Here is an 18,808-nt window from a genome sequence, read left to right on the forward strand (position 1 = left end):
GGCGTTCGGCCGTTCGCCCGTGACTGGCGCAGGACGGGCGTCAGAACCGCCGACAAGGAGGCGTAGGCTACCGACATGCTCGTTCGGCTCCGCCTCGCGCGGATACTCAGAGCATTCGGACGACGGCTCGATCCCGGTCTCCGGTCGGCTGCCGCCACCCAGCGCCAGGTCCGCCGCACCCTCAGACCCCGCAATCCGGCCCAGGCCATCGCCGCCGGTTTCCTCACGGCCATGTTCGCCGGGACGTTCCTGCTGATGCTGCCGGCCGCCACGCCGGGCGAAGGCGGCGCGACCTTCCTCGAGGCCTGGTTCACCGCCACCAGCGCCCTCTGCGTGACCGGCCTGATCGTCGTCGACACACCCACCTACTGGTCTGGCTTCGGGGAGGGCGTCATCGCGACCCTGATCCAGCTCGGCGGCTTCGGCGTCATGTCCTTCAGCGCCCTGCTCGGCGTCTTCATCATGGGCAAGCTCAATCTGCGCACCCGCGTCATGACCGCGGCGGAGACCAAGCACCAGGACTTCGGCGACATCCGGGCCCTGCTGATCGGGATCGTCAAGGTGAGCCTGCTGACGGAGGCGACGGCCGCCGTCGTACTGTTCCTGAGGTTCTGGCTCGGGTATGACGAGACGCTGCCGCAGGCGGCGTGGAACGGGGTCTTCCACTCGATCTCCGCGTTCAACAACGCCGGATTCGCGCTCTACTCGGACAGCCTCATGCGCTATGCGGGAGATTGGATCGTCTCGCTGACGATCGCCGGCGCCGTCATCACCGGCGGGCTCGGATTCCCGGTGATCCTCGAGCTGCGCAAGCGCTTCAGACGGCCGCACCACTGGAGCATGCACACCAAGATCGTGCTCTGGGGGACCGCCATCCTGCTGACCGCCGGGACCGTGTTCTTCGCGCTGGTCGAGTGGACCAACCGCGCCGCGATCGGCAACCTCGACGGCGCGGACCGGCTGCTCGCCGCGTTCTTCCACTCGACCATGTCCCGAACCGCCGGATTCAACAGCGTGGACATCGCCGAGCTGCACCCGGTCTCGTGGCTCGCCACGGACATCCTGATGTTCATCGGCGGCGGCCCGGCCGGGACCGCGGGCGGGCTGAAGATCACCACGTTCGCCGTCCTGTTCTTCATCCTGTGGGCCGAGATCCGGGGCGAGAGCGCCGTCAACATCTTCCACAAACGGCTCTCCCGGTCGGTGCACCGCCAGGCGATCTCCGTGGTGCTGCTCTCGCTGGCGGCCATCATGGCCTCCACCGTCTTCCTCATGCTCATCACCGACTTCGGCCAGGAGCGCATCCTCTTCGAGGTCGTCTCCGCCTACGCGACCGTCGGCCTGTCCACCGGTATCACCGCCGACCTCCCCGCGGCCGGCCAGGTCGTCATCATCTTCCTGATGTTCCTCGGCCGTCTCGGCCCGGTCACCTTGGCGACTTCGCTCGCCGTCCGCCACCGCAAGACCCATTTCGAATACCCGAAGGAGAGGCCTCTCATTGGCTAAGTCATTTCTCTCGCCCCACGGCGGCGACGCCGCGGGCAAGTCGCGTACGGTCGCGGTCATCGGCCTGGGCCGCTTCGGCGGCGCCCTGGCACTCGAACTGGAGTCGGCCGGCACCGAGGTCCTCGGCATCGACGCGAGCGCCGACCGGGTCCAGTCCTTCAACGGCCTGCTCACCCATGTGGTCCGTGCCGACTCCACCCAGGAGGAGGCCCTCCGGCAGTTGGCCGTGCACGAGCTCGACGTCGTCGTCCTGGCCATCGGCTCCGACCTCGAGGCCAGCATCCTGACGGCGTCCCGCCTGCTCAAGTTCGACAGGCCGGCCATCTGGGCGAAGGCGATCAGCGAACCCCACGGAGAGATCCTCGACCAGCTCGGCGTCCACCACGTCGTGCGACCGGAGCGCGACATGGGCCGCCGGGTCGCCCACCTGGTCCAGGGCGGCATCCGCGACTACGTCGAGCTCGACGCGGACTTCGTCCTGGTCCGCACGCGCGCACCGCAGGCGGGCCAGGACCGCCCCCTCGACGTCCTCGACCTCGACGCCAAATACAAGATCACGGTCGTCGCCGCGAAGCCGCTCGGCGGGCGCTGGCAGCCGACCCGGCCGCACACTGTCCTGCGCGACGGCGACGAGATCCTCATCGAGGGCGGCCGCGCCGCCACGGAGTCGTTCTCCCGCCTGCCGTAGCCGGGGTACGACGGCGGCGCACGGCCTCCCAGCACCGGCGCGCGCTTCGCGGCGCCGCGAAGCCGGGTCGGCCGGACACGACGAAGCCCCGGTGGGGACTGCATGCAGTCCCCACCGGGGCTTGTGCTCGGAGAGCCCCCTGCCGGATTCGAACCGGCGACCCTCTGTTTACAAGACAGATGCTCTGGCCAGCTGAGCTAAGGGGGCCTCGCTGCCCTCGCGGGCAACGAATCCAGATTAGCCGAGAAACCCCGGCAACCTAGAATCCACGGGACGGATCAGCCGATGGCCTCTTCGACCCAGGCCACGAGGTCCGGGTTGGCGGCCTGGTCCCACTCCTCGCCGTTGAGCCACGTGCTCGGCGTGCCGGGGACGGCATCGGCGCTGGCCGCCGCCGTGGCGAAGGCCGCGAAGGGGCGGTACTTCATGGAATCGATGCAGCCCTCGAGGCCTTCGGCCCCATTGTCCGCGGCCATCGCGGCCAGCTCCGCGTTCGTCATCTCGCCCTCGCTGTAGTGGCCGAAGACCGCTGCCGCGTAGTCCATGTACGCTTCGGGGGCCTCGTTGGCCACGCAGGCCAGCGCATTGGCCCCACGCGAGGAGAAGTTCGTGGACGAGTTCCCGTCGAGGAAGGCGATGTTGCGGTATTCGAGGACCACGTCACCGCTGGCGACCCACTCCTTGAGCTGGTCCGAGTACTGCTGCTCGAAACTGGAGCAGTGCACGCAGTTCACGTCCACGTAGACGACGAGCTCGGCCGGGTCGCCCGAGTCGTCCAGGCCGCGCGGGGCCGGCGGCGTGCCCGGCTCGGCCGCTTCGCCGGCGTCGTTCACGGTGATGGTGCGGTCTCCGGTGAGTTCCGGGTCGACGGTCACGCCGCCGTCGCCGTCGGAGACGAGGACGATGCCGCCGTGCTCGTTGCCGCCTTCAGGGATCGCCCCGGATTCCGGGACCTCCGCGGTGCGCTGCTGCACGACGATCATGACGACGAGCGCGATGACGAGCACCATCGCGCCGATGACGCCCAGCTTCACGAACAGCGACTTCCGCTTCGCAGCGGCCGCCTGCTCTTCGTGGAGTTTGCGGGCGGCCTCGCGCGCTGAGGAAGTCCGTTCGGCCTTGGTGGGACGGTTCGAGGAAGCAGCCATGCGGCAGTGTCCTTTTCTGTCGACGACGACGAAAGATGTCATCGCTATTTTAGAGGACACTATAGGCTCAAAGAGACAGTGCTTGATCCACACACCGAAGGAGAGACACATGTCCCCCACTGCCGACGGAACGACCGGCAACGCAACGTACGAATTCGTGGTGGTCGCGAACCGGCTCCCGGTCGACCGCGTGACCGGCGAATCCGGCGAGTCGTCGTGGAAACGAGCTCCGGGCGGGCTCGTCACCGCACTCGCCCCCGTCATGGAGAACGCCGACGGCGCATGGGTCGGCTGGCACGGCGCTCCGGACGAGGAAGTCGCCCCTTTCGACAACAACGGCATCTCGATCGTCCCCGTCCCGCTGTCCGCAGACGAGGTGAACCTCTACTACGAGGGGTTCTCCAACTCGACCCTGTGGCCCCTCTACCACGACGTGATCGTGGCCCCGGAGTTCCATCGGAACTGGTGGGACAGCTACAAAACCGTGAACCGGCGGTTCGCCGAGGCGACGGCCGCGACCGCCGCCGAGGGCGCCACCGTCTGGGTGCAGGACTACCAGCTGCAGCTGGTCCCCAAGCTGCTCCGCGACGCCCGCCCCGACCTGAAGATCGGCTTCTTCAACCACATCCCGTTCCCGTCCGTCGACCTGTTCGCTCAGCTCCCCTGGCGCAAGCGCGTGCTCGAGGGCCTCCTCGGCGCCGACCTGATCGGCTTCCAGCGCCCGTCGGACGCGTCCAACTTCCTGCGTGCGGTCCGCCGCGTCCTCGGGTTCACGGTCCGCGGCCAGCAGATCCACGTCCAGGACGGCAACGGCTACCCGCAGCGCATCGCGCGCGCCGAGTCGCACCCGATCTCGATCGACACCGCGCAGATCTCCCGCATGGCCAAGGACCCGGAGATCCAGGCCCGCGCCAAGGAGATCCGGCGCGGCCTCGGCAACCCGGACGTCGTCCTGCTCGGCGTGGACCGGCTCGACTACACCAAGGGCATCCGCCACCGCCTGAAGGCCTTCGGCGAACTCATCGACGACGGCCGTCTCGAGGTCGGCGGCGCGGCGCTCGTCCAGGTCGCGAGCCCCAGCCGCGAGCGCGTCGGCGAGTACATGCGGCTCCGCGACGAGATCGAGCTGACGGTCGGCCGGATCAACGGCGAGCACGACACGGTCGCCCACACGGCGATCCGCTACCTGCACCACTCCTATCCCTTCGAGGAGATGGTGGCCCTCTACCTGGCCGCCGACGTCATGCTGGTGACGGCCCTGCGCGACGGCATGAACCTGGTGGCGAAGGAGTACATCGCCGCCCACGTCGACAACAAGGGCGCACTCATCCTCTCCGAGTTCGCCGGTGCCGCCGACCAGCTCAAGCACGCCTTCCTGGTCAACCCGCACGACATCGACGAGCTCAAGGACAAGATCGTCGAGGCGATCCACCTGCCGGAGCCCGAGGCGACCCGGCGCATGCGGATCATGCGCCGCCAGATTTCCACCAACGATGTGGCGCGCTGGTCGCGCAAGTTCCTCGAGTCGCTGGCCAAGACGGATGCCGAGCTGTCCCTGGATGCCCGCAACCGCGCCGACGAGGAGCGTGCCGGCCACGCGGAGGCGGACCGGACCCGCCCCAAGGACGCCGAATAGGAGCCGCGATGCTGCCCGACGAACTCCGCGCCGCCGTCGAGAACCTCGCCGCGGTCCCCCACCTGCTCGTGGCCCTGGACTTCGACGGGACGCTGGCCCCGTTCGTGGACCGCCCGGAGGACGCCCGCGCGCTGCCGGGCTCGGCGGAGGCGCTGGCCCGCCTCGCCGAACCCGGCGCCGCCGGTGCCGAACCGCGTACGACGACGGCGCTGCTCTCCGGGCGCCATCTGGAGAGCCTGCGCCTGGTCGCCAGGCCGCCGGAGCACGTGCTGCTGGTCGGCAGCCACGGAGCCGAGCGGTACAGCCCGGAGACCGGGGATGAGCCGCTCACCCTGACGGACGGGCAGGAGACCCTGCTGGCGGCGGCGACCGCGGCACTGCGGGACATCACCGCGGCGTTCGCCGGCGCACGGCTGGAGCACAAGCCGTCCGGCGTCGTCCTGCATGTGCGGCAGTGTTCGACCGCCGACGGCGAGGCCGCACTGTCCGGGGCCCGCGCCGCGCTGGACGGCACGCCCGGGATCCACGTGACGGAGGGGAAGGCCGTGCTCGAGGCCGCCGTCGTCCGGGTGGACAAGGGCGTCGGGCTCGACTGGCTGCGGCGCGTCAGCGGGGCCGGAACCGTGGTCTTCGCCGGCGACGACGTGACTGATGAGCACGCGTTCTCCACCCTCGGGCCCGACGATCTGGGATTGAAGGTCGGCGGCGGGGAGACGGGCGCCGAATTCCGCGTCGGCACGTTGGCGGATGTGACGGAGTTTTTGAATCTGCTCACTTCTGTGAGAAGGTTGTGACACCTATCACAACGGATCGTCGGGCACGTACCTGCCCGTGAAGGGAACACAACAAAATCATGGCATCTGTAAATTTTGACAGCACCACCCGTCTGTACCCGGGCAGCACGACCCCCGCGGTCGACTCGCTGAACCTCGAGGTCCAGGACGGCGAATTCCTGGTTCTGGTCGGCCCGTCCGGCTGCGGCAAGTCCACCACGCTGCGCATGCTCGCAGGCCTCGAGGACGTGAACGCCGGCCGCATTCTCATCGGAGACCGCGACGTCACCGACGTCGCCCCGAAGGACCGTGACATCGCCATGGTCTTCCAGAACTACGCGCTGTACCCGCACATGTCCGTCGCGGACAACATGGGCTTCGCGCTGAAGATCGCCGGAGTCGACAAGGTCGAGCGCCGCGAGCGCATCGAGGAGGCCGCGAAGCTCCTCGACCTCACTGCCTACCTGGACCGCAAGCCGAAGGCCCTCTCCGGCGGTCAGCGCCAGCGTGTCGCCATGGGCCGCGCGATCGTCCGCTCCCCCCAGGTCTTCCTCATGGATGAGCCGCTGTCGAACCTGGATGCCAAGCTGCGCGTCCAGACACGTACGCAGATCGCCTCGCTGACCCGCCGCCTGGGCGTCACCACCGTCTACGTCACCCACGACCAGGTCGAGGCCATGACCATGGGCGACCGCGTCGCGGTCCTCAAGGACGGCCTCCTGCAGCAGGTCGACACCCCGAACAACCTGTACGACCGCCCGGAGAACGTCTTCGTCGCCGGCTTCATCGGCTCCCCGGCCATGAACCTGATCGACGAGGGTACGCAGACCATCGGCGTCCGCCCGGAGAACCTCGTGCAGGCCTCCGAAGCCGAGGTCGCCACCAGCAAGCACGCCTGGGCCGTCGAGGTCGACGTGCTCGAGGAGCTCGGCGCCGACGCGTTCGCCTACGGCCGCACCAAGATCAACGGCGAGGACAAGGAGTTCGTCGTCCGCCTCGAGGGCCGCACTCCGGTCCGCCCGGGCGACACCATCCACGTCCACGCCATCGAGGAGCGCATCCACCGCTTCGACAACGCCACCGGCAAGCGCATCGACTAAGCGCTGACCCGTAGAAACGCCTGCTCGGGCCGCACCAGATAGCGTCAGGCACGCGGCAGAGCAGACAGCGCAAGAGGGGTTACCGTCCACTGGATGGTAACCCCTCTTGTTGTGTGCCCCCGCTTGTGATGTGCGCGGGCCGGGGCGCGTTCGCGGGCCCCTTGCCCTACGGATGCTCGACGCCCGGCAGCAGCCACACGGCTGCGTCCGGCCCGCCCCGCCCGCGCAAGGTGACGGCGCCGTCGTCGTGCTCCACCACGACGCCGCCCTGCCCCGCCCTGTCCTGCACCGTGGCGGCCAACCGCCACTCGTCGGGGCTCGCCGGGGAGACGACGGCGGCGTCGAGGGTGACCTCAAAATCGTCCCGGGCCGCGACCACGAGCGCCGACTCGTCGGCGTGCTCGCGGACGAAGATCAGCACGTCAGACCCGGCGTGCACCCACCGGATGCCGCCGTCGAGCAGGGCCGGGCTCTGCGAGCGCACGCGCCCCAACTCGCCGTACAGCCCGCGCAGGTCTTCGCCGATGCGGGACCGGTCATTCCAGGGCATCGGCGTGCGCGAGGCCTCGCCGTTCCACCCGGTCAGCCCGAATTCGTCCCCCATAAACACCATGGGGATGCCGGGCATCGTGTACTGCAGGGCGACGCCGACCGCCTGCCCGCCCGGCCGCATCACGTGCGCGGCCCGGGCGGTGTCGTGCGTATCGAGCGCGTTCATGTTGCACCGGCGCACCGTCCACGGGAACCCGGACACAAAATCCAGGTGCGTGGCTAGGAAGTCCTCGCCGTCGATCCGCTCGGCGCGCTCCGGCGGCACGCCGAAGAACCAGGGCTCCCCCGCCGGCTCGTGGTCACCGGCGAGCCAGTGCCACAGCGGGCGCGTGAAGTTGGTGTAGGTCATGGCGCCCTGCCACGTGTCGCCCTGAAAGTCTGCGGCGGCGTCGCACGTCGACTCGGCCAGCAGCATCGCGTCCGGCTTGACCTCGTGGAGGCGGCGGCGGATCAGGGCGGCGACCTCGTGGTTGAGATCGTCGCGGCCCTGGCGGCCGGTCATGTTGCCGACGTCGATCCGCCAGCCATCAAAGTTGAACGGCGGCTTGAGCCAGCGCGCCACCATCGAGTCGTCGTCGAGGACGAACCGCTCCCGGAGCTTCTGCGAGTTCCAATTGAACTTGGGCAAAGAATCGACGCCGAGCCACGCCACGTAGTTTTTGTGGTCCTCATCGAAGTAGTAGTATTCGGCCTCGGGCGCAGCAGCGCTGGCGCGGGCCGCACGGAACCACTCGTGCGCGTCTCCGGAGTGGTTGGTGGTGAGGTCGCCGATCACGCGCAGACCCCGCGCGTGCGCCGCCTCCACCAGCTCGACGAGCGCCGAGTCCCCGCCGAGCAGCGGGTCGACCCCAGAAAAGTCGGAGGCGTCGTAGCGGTGGTTGGAACGCGCGGGGAACATCGGCGTCAGGTACAGCACCGTAGCGCCGAGCCCTTGAATATGGTCCAGCTTCTCCGTGATCCCGGGCAGGTCGCCGCCGAAGAACTGGTACGGGGTCTCCGGGCTGCGCCCGAACACCTCGCTAGTATCCCAGTCGCAGGCGATCGCCCACTCCGGCGTCGGGTGCAGGTCCGCCTGCTCCGAGCGGGCAAACCGGTCCGGAAACACTTGGTACATGGCGGACTGGTGTACCCAATCGGGCGTCGGGTCCGCCACCGTGCGGTCCAGCGCGACGACCCGGAAGTCGTGGTCATCGCGCACGTCCCGGTTGAAGAAGCCGGCCGCGTTGAGCCAGTGCGTCCGCCCGCCGAGGCGAATCGCCCAGCGGTAACGCTGCACGGGGTTGATGACGCTCAGCTCGGCGCTATACCAATCCCACGGTACGACGTCGCTGCCGCCCACGGGTGCGGCGGCGTCGTAGTGGGGTTCACCGTCGCGCACGCTGCGCAACCAGACGCCGTCAACCTCGCCGAGGCTGCGCGGCACGCGCAGCCGAACGGTGACCTTCTCCCCCAGCTCGGGGAACGCGTTAGAGACGCAGAGCGCGGACCCATCGTGATGCGGCCAGCGGGCAATGCTCTGCAGGGACGTGATACTCATGCGATTCCCCTCGCAGTTGGGTGGGCGTTACCCCTTCACACTGCCAGAGGTCAGGCCGGAGGTGATGTAACGCTGCAGGTACAAGAACAGGGCCATGACCGGGACGGCCGCGAGCACGGCGCCGGCGGCGAAGACCCCCCAGTTCTCGCTGCGCTGCTGGGCCACGTAGGAATACAGACCCACGGCGAGGGTCTGCGTATCCGGGTCCGTCAACACCACAGAGGCGATGACGAAGTCGCTCGAGATACCGATGAACGCGAGCAGGCCGACGACTGCCAGGATCGGCGTCACCAGGGGCAGGATGATCCGGAAGAAGACCTGCATGTGGGAGGCGCCGTCGATACGGGCGGACTCGTCGAGGGACTGCGGGACCGTGTTGAAGAACCCGTACATCAGGTAGGTGTTCACGCCGAGCGCGCCGCCGAGGTAGACCATGATGAGGCCGAGTGACGTGCCCAGGCCGATGGCCGGGATGATGTCACCGAGGTAGTTCAGCAGCAGGAACAGGGCGACGACGGCGAGCAGCTGCGGGAACATCTGCAGCAGCAGGAGGGCCAACAGGCTGAAGCGACGGCCCGCGAAACGCATGCGGGAGAAGGCATACGCGGCGCATGCGCCCAGGAAGACGGTGCCGGCGCTGGCGGTCAGCCCGATGACGAGCGTGTTGATGAGCCACTTGCCGAACGGGCGATCGGGATCCGAGAAGAGGTCCACGAAGTTCTGCAGGCCGACGTTGGTGAAGAGGCTGGTGGTGCCCGCCATGGTACCGGTGGGGTTCAGTGCCGCGGAGAGCACGTAGACCAGCGGGAAGATCGAGAAGAGAGTGGCGGCGATCGCGACGACGTGGCGCCAGCCCTTCTCCTTGAACCAGCGGCCGAAGGACATCTTGACCTGCGGGATGTGTTCCACCGGCGTGCGGGTGGATGTCTGTGAGGTGCTCATTAGTTGATCTCCTCCAGAGCCTTGGTCTTGCGGAAGCTGATGGCCGAGATGACGCCGACCACGATGAAGATGATGATCGCCAGCGCGCTGGCCAAGCCGTAGTCGCGCCCGGCGCCGCCGAAGGCGACCTTGTAGACCATCGTGATGAGGATGTCCGTAGCACCGATGTCGAGATTCGTGTCGTCGAAGCGCGGCCCACCGCCGGTGAGCATGTAGATCACGTTGAAGTTGTTGAAGTTGAACGCGAAGGAGGAAATCAGCAGCGGGGCCAGTGAGACGAGCAGCAGCGGCAGCTTGATGACCCGGAAGATGGTCCACGCGCCTGCGCCGTCGATGCGGGCGGCTTCCTCCACGTCCTCCGGGAGCGACTGCAGCGCGCCCGTGCAGACGAGGAACATGTACGGGTAGCCGAGCCAGATGTTCACGATCAGCACGGAGATCTTCGACAGCACCGGGTCCGTCAGCCACGGGATGTAGGCTCCGCCGAGGATCGCGTTGTTGATGAAGCCGAACTCGGCGTTCATGAGTCCGGACCAGACGAGGCCGGACAGGAACGCCGGGAACGCGTACGGCAGGATCATGAGGATGCGGTAGATCCGTTTGCCCTTCAGGTCCGCCCGGTTGAACGCGATGGCGAGGAAGATTCCGAGCGCGAAGGTTGCGGCGACGGAGATGCCGGCGAAGGCGAACGTCCAGAGGATGACCGAGAGCAGCGGTCCCCGGAGGTTCTGGTCGGTGAAGGCGCGGACGAAGTTGTCGAAGCCGACGTTGATCTTCCAGCCGACGCCGAGCGTGCTGCCGTCCTCTGCTTGGAAGGTGCCCTCCCCGGAGTCGGTGTAGACCTTCCCGGAGCTGACATCGGTAAAGGTGTCGGCGGCTTCGTCGTAGACGAGCCGCGGCTTGAAGACGTAGGCGGTGGACCCGTCCTGCGTCTGGAGGGTGCCGTCGTCGAGGTTGTCGCTGATCGGCACCACGAGGTCGGCCACCTCGCCCTGCCGGGCGAGGATGTCGCCAAAGGCCAGGGTCGTGTATCCGTCGAGCCCGACCGCCTTGCCGGTGGAGTCGAGCTGGGCCGACTCCACCGGTTCGAGCGGTTCCTCTGCGGTGCCGACGCTGACGTTGCCGTCAGGATCGGTCACCAGCAGAGCGAGCTCGCCGCCGTCGTCAAGGACGGTGGCAGCGTATTGCGGTGAATCGGGGACCCGTTCCAAGGCGGACAACTGAATCGAGTCGATGGCATCTTCTTTGGACGAGTTGTGCCCATCGCCGTAGTTGGTGAACGCGATGTAGGTCGAAAAGACCATCGCGAACACCTGGAACAGCAGCAGGAACAGGATCCCCGGCGCCAGATACTTGGCGGGCAGGCCGCCGCGGCGCAGATAGATCCAGTTGATGCCGATCGTCACGATCAGGCTGACCGCAAAGACCAGCCACTCGCCGTTGATCGCCAGCTGGAACAGGGCGAACGCCGCGATGGCGTCGACGAATCCCAGCAGGAGGATTTTGGCCACGATCCCGATCATGCCGTCGGGGTTCGTGGGCAGGCGGCGGCCCCCGCGGCCGGTCCCCTTCGGACCGGCCGCGGGCGCTACGGCGCCCCGGGTGGAGGTTGATTCACCGTTCACGCGTTATACCTAGCCGTTGAACTTTGCTTCGATGTTCTTGGACATTTCTTCCCAGGCAGCTGCCGGGTCCGACTCGTTACCCTTGATGAGGTTGAGCTCGGTGGCGCCCCAGTCAGCCCACACGGCCTGCATCTCGGGGGCGGCCGGCATCGGCACGCCGCTCGTGCCGATCTCGCCGAAGGCCTCAATCACCGGGTCGGAGGCAGCCTTCTCGAAGGAGGAGATGAGCGCCGGCGGGCGGCCGCCCTGATCGAACAGGGCATCCTGCGCGGCCTCGGTGCTGAGGTAGTTCACCACGAACTCGTTCGCGGCCAGTTCGTTCTCCGAGTAGGAGGAGACCAGGAAGCCGTTGACGCCGATGAACGGCTGCGCGGCTTCGCCGCCGGCGGTCGGCAGCGGGTCGATCGCGAAGTCGATTCCGGCCTCCTCGATGGCCGGCACGTTCCACGGGCCGGTCAGGAAGTAGGCGCCCTCGCCGGCGAGGAACTTCTCCTTGGCGATGTCACCGGTGACGTTCGAGTTGAACACCTTGGTGCCCTGGTCGCCGTTATCGGCGAGGAATTGCGCGAACTCCTTGCCGCCGTCGTTATTCATGGCGAGCTGGGAGACGTCATAGGAACCGTCCTCGGCCTGCTCGAAGACCGGCGCACCAAACGAGGTCTGCAGTGGGTACGTGTGGTACGGGTCAGCCTGCTTGGGGTCGAGGCCCACTAGGAACGGGAACTCAGCGCCGCTGGCCTCACCGGCTGCAACGACGTCGTCAAACGTCTCGTGGGCCTCGCCCACCAGCTCGGTGTTGCGGATCAGGGCGATGTTCTCGACGGCATACGGCACGCCGTACACCTGGCCCTCGTAGGTCATGGCCTGCACGGAGGCCTCGGTGAAGTCATCGGCCTTGTCGCCGAGCTGCACGGGGGCGATGACGCCGTTCTGAACCAGGGTGCCCAGCCAGTCATGCGGTGCCACGAGCACATCCGGGCCCTTGCCCGTCGGCGCCTGCGTGATGAAGTCGTCACGCACGGCGGCGAAGTCCTTGATCACGAGGTCGACCTCGATCCCCTGATCTTCCTTGAACTGTGCCGCGATGTCCTTCAGGGCCGGCGCGCGCTCCGCGTCGGTCCACATCGTCAGCGTGGCCGAGGTCTCGCCGCCAGCGGGCGCCTCCGACTCGGCCGACTCGGTCGAGCCGCCGCCGCACGCGGCCAAGGCGATGGCCGCCGATGCGCCCAAGGCGGTGAGGGTGAATGCCCGGCGGGTCGTGCCGGGGAGATTCTGCACCTTCATGGTGAACCTTTCTCGTTGACTTCCCCAGGTGCGGACGAACGTTTCGCACTGCTGAGTGATGTGTGACACGAGTGTAAACGGTTTCATGACTTCCGTCTACCTTGCGAAGTTCGCTGAAAATAGTGAGCCCTAAACATGTAATCGCTTCCACAATGGGGATTCGGTGGGTACGATGGTGCGCATGTCGCAGCCAGCAGCCTCCCTCTCCGCCGAGCGCCTCGTTCATGCCCCCTCCACGGGTGACGAATGGTGGCGCCGTTCGGTGATCTATCAGGTCTACCCTCGCTCCTTCCGGGACTCCACGGGCGACGGCATGGGTGACCTGCCGGGCATCACCGCGGAACTTCACCACATCGCCGATCTCGGCGTGGACGCCGTCTGGCTCTCCCCGTTCTTCCGGTCTCCGCAGAAGGACGCCGGCTACGACGTCTCCGATTACTGCGATGTGGACCCGATGTTCGGCACGCTCGATGACTTCGACGCACTCATCGCAGAAGGCGACCGGCTCGGGCTGAAGATCATCGTCGACCTGGTCCCCAACCACTGCTCCGACGCGCACCCCCTCTTCCAGGCCGCGCTCGCGGCCGCCCCGGGATCGCCCGAGCGCGAGCTCTTCCATTTCCGCGACGGGCGCGGCGAGGACGGCGCCGAGCCGCCCAACAACTGGCAGTCCCATTTCGGCGGGCCCGCCTGGACGCGCACGACGGACGACGAGGGCGCCCCCGGCCAGTGGTACCTGCACCTCTTCGACTCCTCGCAGCCGGACTTCAACTGGGACAGCGACGCCGTGCGCGCCGAGTTCGAGCGCATCCTGCGCTTCTGGCTCGACCGCGGGGCCGGCGGCTTCCGCGTCGACGTCGCCCACGCGCTCATCAAGGAGCCCGGCCTGCCCGACTGGGGCGGACGCCCCGACGGCCGGTCGATCGAGGGCTTCCCGTTCTCCGACGCGCCGATGTTCGGCCGCGCCGCCGTGCACGACGTCTTCCGCAGCTGGCGCGAACTGGTCGAAGAGTACGACGGCGAGCGCATCCTCTGCGGCGAGGCCAACGCCCACCCCGTGGAGACCATGGCCGACTGGGTGCGCCCGGACGAGATGCACCAGACGTTCAACTTCGACTACCTCGGCGCGGCCTGGGGTGCGGAGTCGTTCCGAAGCGTCGTCGAGCGTTCGCTCGCGGCCTTCGACGCCGTGGGCGCCCCGACCACCTGGGTCCTGTCCAACCACGACATCACCCGCCACTCGACCCGGTTCGGCCTCGGCATGACCGGGCGCGTCAACGAGGGCGGGAAGCTCTCCGATCTCGTCGCCGACGAGGACCTCGGGCTGCGCCGTGCGCGCGCCGCGTCCCTCTTCACGCTCGCGCTGCCCGGTGGCGTGTACCTCTACCAGGGCGAGGAGCTCGGCCTGCCCGACTTCCTCGACCTGCCCGACGAGTTCCGCCAGGACCCCACTTTCTTCCGGACCGGCGGCGAGCGCGTCGGGCGCGACGGCTGCCGCGTCCCGCTCCCCTGGGTCGCCGGCGCCCCCGGGCTCGGATTCAGCACCCGCCCCGGCGGCCCCGGACACGACGACGCCGGGACGCCCACGTCCAGCGCGTGGCTGCCGCAGCCCGGCAACTGGGACCGCTACGCACGCGACGTGCAGGCGGGCGATCCGGCCTCGACGCTCGAGCTCTACCGCAACGGGCTCGCCGTCCGCGCGGAACGCGGTCTCGGCCTGGGCGGTCTCGCCTGGCTGGCGGCGGACGCCGGATCGGCAGACGACGTGACGGCCTACCGCAACGGGCGGACCGTCGTCGTACTCAACTCGGGCGACGCCCCGACGGCGCTGCCGGCGGGCAGCCTCCTGCTGGAAAGCGTTCCGGGGGCTGTGGACGCCGACGGACGGCTCGCGCCGGACGCGGCCGTATGGCTCGACGTGGAACACTAGAACGCCATGGCGGGAATCAAGGATGTCGCACTCGGCGCGGGGGTCTCCGTGGCCACGGTCTCGCGTGCCCTCAGCGGGAACGGGAAGGTCTCCGCATCGACGCGCGCCAAGGTGCAGCGCGCGGCGGAGGAGCTCGGCTACGTCGTCTCGTTCAACGCGTCCTCCCTCGCCTCCGGACGCAGCCGGAACATCGGCGTCGTGGTCCCCACCGTGGGCCGCTGGTTCTTCTCCACGGTGCTCGAGGGCATCACGAACGAGCTCATCGAGGCGGGCTACGACCTCACGCTGTACAACACCGGAGGCCAGGACCAGCACCGCGAGTCGGTTTTCGGGGACCTTTTGCTGCGCAAGCGGCTCGACGGTGTCATCACCCTGACGCTCAAACTGCAGCCCCACGAGGTCCAGCAGCTGGCGTCCGTGGGCAAACCCGTGGTCGCGATCGGCGGACTGATCCCCGACATCGACACGATCCGGGTCGACGACTTCAACCTCGCCTCGATGGCGACCGAGCACCTGGTCGGACTCGGCCACCGCGAGATCGCCTATCTGGGCGGCACCGAGGAGTTCGAGGTCGACTTCAAGCTCGCCTCCGCCCGCCAGGACGGTTACGAGTACGCCCTCGACCAGGCGAACCTGCCGGTGCGGCCGGAGTGGCTCCTGACCGCCGACTTCACGATCCAGGGCGGCTACCGGAAGGTGCGCAACGTGATGGCGGCCCCGCGCCGCCAGCCGACGGCCGTCGTGTGCGCATCGGACGAGATGGCCTTCGGAGCCATCCTCGCCGCCCGCGATCTGGGGCTGTCCGTCCCCGGGGATCTATCGGTGGTCGGGATCGACGGGCACGACCTCGGCGAGCTGTTCGGCCTGACCACGATCGCCCAGGACGCCCGCGGCCAAGGCGCTTCCGCCGTCCGCAAGGTCCTGCAGCTGCTCGGCGAACGCGAGCTGGACCGCGATCCGACGCGGGGCTTCTTCCCGACCGAGTTCGTGGCCAGGACGTCGACGGCGGCCCCGCGCGCCTGACCGGTGCCGCCGACCGCCTTCCCCAGTGCCTGGTAGACCGGCACGGTTTCCACCGGGACAGGTGCATTGGGCAGGATCCACTCGCGGGTCATAGGGATATTGTCACCAGTCGACAAGTCCACCAGGACATCCGGCGCCAGCGGGCGGCCCAGACCATTTTCACCTCTTCCCCCCATCGACGAGGAGACCGCCGAGTTCCGGATGCCGGCCTTGACCGCGGATTCCGGATCGGTCCCGTCGCGGACTGCGACGCAGGCGATCTCGGCCGCCGTGTCGGTGTACGGCCCCGAGGTGTCGTCGAGGTCGCAGTGCTCGCCATTGCCGAGGTCGATGCGCCGGACCCGGTATTTCAGTTGCCCCGCCCCCGGGGGCCGTCTCGTGCCGCTTCCCGCTGCCTTCGATCCCGCCCCTGCTGCACTCCCCCGGATTTGAACGCAGAAAGGGCCGGCTCTGAAGAGCCGGCCCTTTCAACCGTGGTCGGGGTGACAGGATTTGAACCTGCGACCTCCTCGTCCCGAACGAGGCGCGCTACCAAGCTGCGCTACACCCCGGTGTCTCAGCGACCTCATCTACTTTACCGGTTGCCCAATCAAACGCCTAATCGAGGGGCCCGGCAGCGCGGTCCGGGCCCCAGACGCCCGTGTTCTAGGCGATGCCCTTGCCGGGATTCAGGATGCCCCGGGGATCGAAGACGTCTTTGATGCGCCGTTGGAGCTGGAGCACCTCCTCCTGCTGCTCCCAGGGCAGCCAGCGCAGCTTGAACTGGCCGATGCCGTGTTCGCCGGTGATCGTACCGCCGGCCTCCAGCGCGGCACGCACAGACGCATCGAGTGCCTGACCGAGCCGCTCGAGACCCGCGGCCCCGTCCTCGGGTGCCACCCAGAAGGTGGGATGCAGGTTGCCGTCGCCGGCGTGCGCCACGACTCGGAGCATGACGTCGTGTTTCGCGGCGATCGTCGAGAGCCGGTGCACGTAGTCGACCAGTCGCGATCGGGGCACGGCGACGTCCTCGCCCACACGGTATGCGTCGTCCTGCATGTCACCGCGGCTGGCGCGGCGCATCTCGATCAGCCGGGTAGCCACATCGTCGCCCGGTTCACTCAACTCGGCGCCGAGTTCTGACAGCGCGCCCCGGACGATCTCCTCCTCGATGGCAGCTCCGTGCCCGTCGGTCCGCACCAGCAGCAGAGCGCCGCCTCGCTGTGACAGATCCGTTCCGAAGGTCTCGTCGATGACGGCCATGGTGCCGGCGTCGAGGAATTCCATAATGGCCGGCTGAACGCGCCGACGCCCGATCGCCAGCACGCCGGAGGCCGCATCCTCGATGGAGGGGAACAATGCCGAGATCGACCTGGAGTCGGCACTGAGATAACGCAGCCTGACCGTCGCGGAGACGACGACGCCGAGTGTCCCTTCGGAACCCACGAGGAGGCTGGTCAGGTCGTACCCGGCCACTCCCTTGAAGGTCCCCTTGCCCGTGCGCAGGAGGGTGCCGTCGGCGAGCACCACGTCGAGCCCCAGGACGGAATCCCTGGTGACACCGTATTTGGCGCACCGCAGCCCGCCGGCGTTGGTGGCGATGTTCCCGCCGATTGTCGCCTGGCGGTAGCTCGCCGGGTCAGGGGCGTACATCAACCCGTGCTCCGCCACGGCGTCACCCAGGTCCCCGTTGACGACCCCGGGTTGGACCACAGCGACCTCGTCGTCGGGACGGATCTCCAGGATCTCGTTCATCCGCTCCAGGCTCAGGACGATGCAGCCCTCGCTGGCGTTCACTCCCCCGGAGACCCCTGTCCCCGCACCGCGGGCGATGACGGGCACGGAGTGCTCGTTGGCGTAGGAGAGGACGGCCTGGACATCCGCGACGTTGTCCGCGAAGATCACGGCGTCGGGGACGAACTCGTCGTGCCGGGGCCCGAAATCACGGCTGTAGGCGGTGCGCACCGCCTGATCGAGATCGACCTTGCCGGCGGCGCCGTCCGGATCGATCAGCGCCCGAAGCGCCGGGCCGTGGTCCGGATCCGTTGTGGATGTCTGATTCACCATGCGATCAACCCGCGCCCATGAAGCGCCCGAATCGGCCGAGGATCTCCGCCCAAAACGAGTACGCCTCCGACTGCCGGCGTCCGTCCGCCCCGGCGGACAGGTGGTCGTGGGTCAGCGTCACATCCGTCTCGCCTCCTTCGTCCACGAAGGTGACGACGACGCGGCTGGGAGGGAGGTCTTCGAAGTCGTAAGTGCACCGGAGCTCGAGGCGGGTCGGCGCCGTGGCTTCGTGGAGGCTGGCCCACTGGCAGTGTTCGCCGGAATCGGTTTCTTCGGCGAGACCGTCCTGGTCGAGCGACATGTGGGTTCCGGACCCGAAACGCGAGTATTCATCGGCGGGCCACCAGAGGTGGATGTATTCGGTGAACCCTTCGAAGGCTTTGCCGTCGGCGACCGGGACGCGGACGGTGAAGCGGAGCGGACCGGAATCTTCGTCGGGTGTCGGGTCCGGGTCGGGCGTCGGAGCGTGTGAGAAAAGTCCTTGCATCCGTCCACACTACCGCTGCCTCCGTGCGACGGTAGATACCCGGAATCCGTCGTGCGTTCGGGGCCTGTTCTTTGTGGTGTTAAACAGGTCAGGCCCCGCAGCATCTCTGCTGCGGGGCCTGTCCCGTAATAGTTGTCCGGCGGTGACCTACTCTCCCACACCCTCCCGAGTGCAGTACCATCGGCGCTGTGGGTCTTAGCTTCCGGGTTCGGTATGGGACCGGGCGTTTCCCCCACGCTATGACCGCCGTAACCCTCGTACCCGCTCCACCCGACACATCATGCCGGGGGTGGGAAATCCATGGGTCACGTTTGTCGTGACTGTGGTGCCACCACACCCCGAACCCAATGATCATGGGTGGGACCGTGGTGACGGTTATTCAATTATCGCACTGAAACAATGGTTGTTGTTTCGGTACCGCATAGTGGACGCGTAGCATTCCTGCCACCAGTGACCCCCACAGTTGAAGCGTGGGGCAGTGGTGTTTGTGGTGTAAGTTGTCGGCCTATTAGTACGGGTCAGCTTCACGAG

14 protein-coding genes, 2 tRNA genes, 1 rRNA gene and 1 pseudogene are annotated in these 18,808 nt (G+C 67.8%); 7 read left to right on the plus strand and 11 right to left on the minus strand.

The window, feature by feature from the left end; translation table 11 throughout:
- Window positions 1–75 precede the first annotated feature (75 nt).
- Window positions 76–1,506 carry a TrkH family potassium uptake protein gene (locus tag IE069_RS12335; RefSeq protein WP_189350869.1) on the plus strand — a complete coding sequence of 477 codons (1,431 nt, stop codon included), beginning with the start codon at window positions 76–78 and terminating at the stop codon, window positions 1,504–1,506.
- Window positions 1,499–2,194, plus strand: a complete 696-nt coding sequence (locus IE069_RS12340) for a potassium channel family protein (protein ID WP_189350870.1) — start codon at window positions 1,499–1,501, stop codon at window positions 2,192–2,194. Before IE069_RS12335 ends, IE069_RS12340 begins: the two co-directional genes overlap by 8 nt.
- A gap of 133 nt (window positions 2,195–2,327) precedes the next feature.
- Here the strand turns inward: IE069_RS12340 and IE069_RS12345 are convergent.
- Together IE069_RS12345 and IE069_RS12350 are read right to left on the minus strand one after the other, a co-directional pair.
- Window positions 2,328–2,401 (minus strand) — tRNA-Thr (locus IE069_RS12345).
- A 71-nt stretch (window positions 2,402–2,472) separates the two neighbouring features.
- The gene (locus IE069_RS12350; protein ID WP_189350871.1) at window positions 2,473–3,342 is read right to left on the minus strand and encodes a DsbA family protein; all 870 of its coding nucleotides are present in this window, start codon (window positions 3,340–3,342) and stop codon (window positions 2,473–2,475) included.
- A 109-nt stretch (window positions 3,343–3,451) separates the two neighbouring features.
- Here IE069_RS12350 and IE069_RS12355 point away from each other — a divergent pair, with 109 nt between their 5' ends.
- From IE069_RS12355 to IE069_RS12365, 3 genes are read left to right on the plus strand one after another with little or no spacing between them, the layout of a single operon-like run.
- The gene (locus tag IE069_RS12355; protein ID WP_189350872.1) at window positions 3,452–4,978 is read left to right on the plus strand and encodes an alpha,alpha-trehalose-phosphate synthase (UDP-forming); all 1,527 of its coding nucleotides are present in this window, start codon (window positions 3,452–3,454) and stop codon (window positions 4,976–4,978) included.
- Between the two features lie 8 nt (window positions 4,979–4,986).
- Entirely contained in the window at window positions 4,987–5,772 is a 786-nt protein-coding gene (otsB, locus tag IE069_RS12360; RefSeq protein WP_229791130.1) for a trehalose-phosphatase, read from the plus strand.
- 59 nt (window positions 5,773–5,831) lie between these two features.
- Window positions 5,832–6,851, plus strand: coding sequence for an ABC transporter ATP-binding protein (locus tag IE069_RS12365; protein ID WP_189350873.1), 1,020 nt, complete (start codon window positions 5,832–5,834; stop codon window positions 6,849–6,851).
- Between the two features lie 166 nt (window positions 6,852–7,017).
- Here the strand turns inward: IE069_RS12365 and IE069_RS12370 are convergent, their stop codons facing one another.
- The 4 genes from IE069_RS12370 to IE069_RS12385 are packed head-to-tail and all read right to left on the minus strand — an operon-like array spanning window position 7,018 to window position 12,791.
- Window positions 7,018–8,940, minus strand: coding sequence for a glycoside hydrolase family 13 protein (locus IE069_RS12370; RefSeq protein WP_189350874.1), 1,923 nt, complete (start codon window positions 8,938–8,940; stop codon window positions 7,018–7,020).
- Window positions 8,941–8,967: 27 nt separating this feature from the next.
- Window positions 8,968–9,825 carry a sugar ABC transporter permease gene (locus tag IE069_RS12375; RefSeq protein ID WP_229791132.1) on the minus strand — a complete coding sequence of 286 codons (858 nt, stop codon included), beginning with the start codon at window positions 9,823–9,825 and terminating at the stop codon, window positions 8,968–8,970.
- Window positions 9,826–9,881: 56 nt separating this feature from the next.
- On the minus strand, window positions 9,882–11,507 hold the full coding sequence (locus IE069_RS12380; RefSeq protein WP_373287820.1) for an ABC transporter permease subunit: 1,626 nt from the start codon (window positions 11,505–11,507) through the stop codon (window positions 9,882–9,884).
- Between the two features lie 9 nt (window positions 11,508–11,516).
- Window positions 11,517–12,791, minus strand: a complete 1,275-nt coding sequence (locus IE069_RS12385; RefSeq protein WP_189350876.1) for a sugar ABC transporter substrate-binding protein — start codon at window positions 12,789–12,791, stop codon at window positions 11,517–11,519.
- A 181-nt stretch (window positions 12,792–12,972) separates the two neighbouring features.
- Here IE069_RS12385 and IE069_RS12390 point away from each other — a divergent pair, with 181 nt between their 5' ends.
- Both IE069_RS12390 and IE069_RS12395 read left to right on the plus strand, forming a co-directional pair.
- Complete coding sequence (locus IE069_RS12390) at window positions 12,973–14,721, plus strand: glycoside hydrolase family 13 protein (protein ID WP_189350877.1); 1,749 nt, start codon at window positions 12,973–12,975, stop codon at window positions 14,719–14,721.
- 6 nt (window positions 14,722–14,727) lie between these two features.
- The gene (locus tag IE069_RS12395) at window positions 14,728–15,744 is read left to right on the plus strand and encodes a LacI family DNA-binding transcriptional regulator (RefSeq protein WP_189350878.1); all 1,017 of its coding nucleotides are present in this window, start codon (window positions 14,728–14,730) and stop codon (window positions 15,742–15,744) included.
- 44 nt (window positions 15,745–15,788) lie between these two features.
- On the opposite strand, the pseudogene IE069_RS15795 reads toward IE069_RS12395, so the two are convergent.
- From IE069_RS15795 to rrf, 5 genes and pseudogenes are all read right to left on the minus strand, one after another.
- A pseudogene (locus IE069_RS15795) lies at window positions 15,789–15,920 on the minus strand (hypothetical protein); the annotation flags it as partial.
- A gap of 298 nt (window positions 15,921–16,218) precedes the next feature.
- Window positions 16,219–16,295: transfer RNA gene (locus IE069_RS12405), tRNA-Pro, on the minus strand.
- A gap of 94 nt (window positions 16,296–16,389) precedes the next feature.
- A complete protein-coding gene (locus IE069_RS12410; protein WP_189350879.1) occupies window positions 16,390–17,790 on the minus strand; it encodes an FAD-binding oxidoreductase in 1,401 nt (466 codons plus the stop codon).
- A 4-nt stretch (window positions 17,791–17,794) separates the two neighbouring features.
- Entirely contained in the window at window positions 17,795–18,277 is a 483-nt protein-coding gene (locus tag IE069_RS12415; RefSeq protein WP_189350880.1) for an SRPBCC domain-containing protein, read from the minus strand.
- A gap of 134 nt (window positions 18,278–18,411) precedes the next feature.
- A 5S ribosomal RNA gene (gene rrf / locus IE069_RS12420) occupies window positions 18,412–18,528 on the minus strand.
- Window positions 18,529–18,808: the final 280 nt, after the last annotated feature.

It is taken from the genome of Zhihengliuella salsuginis, from assembly GCF_014651715.1.
Lineage (GTDB): Bacteria > Actinomycetota > Actinomycetes > Actinomycetales > Micrococcaceae > Zhihengliuella > Zhihengliuella salsuginis.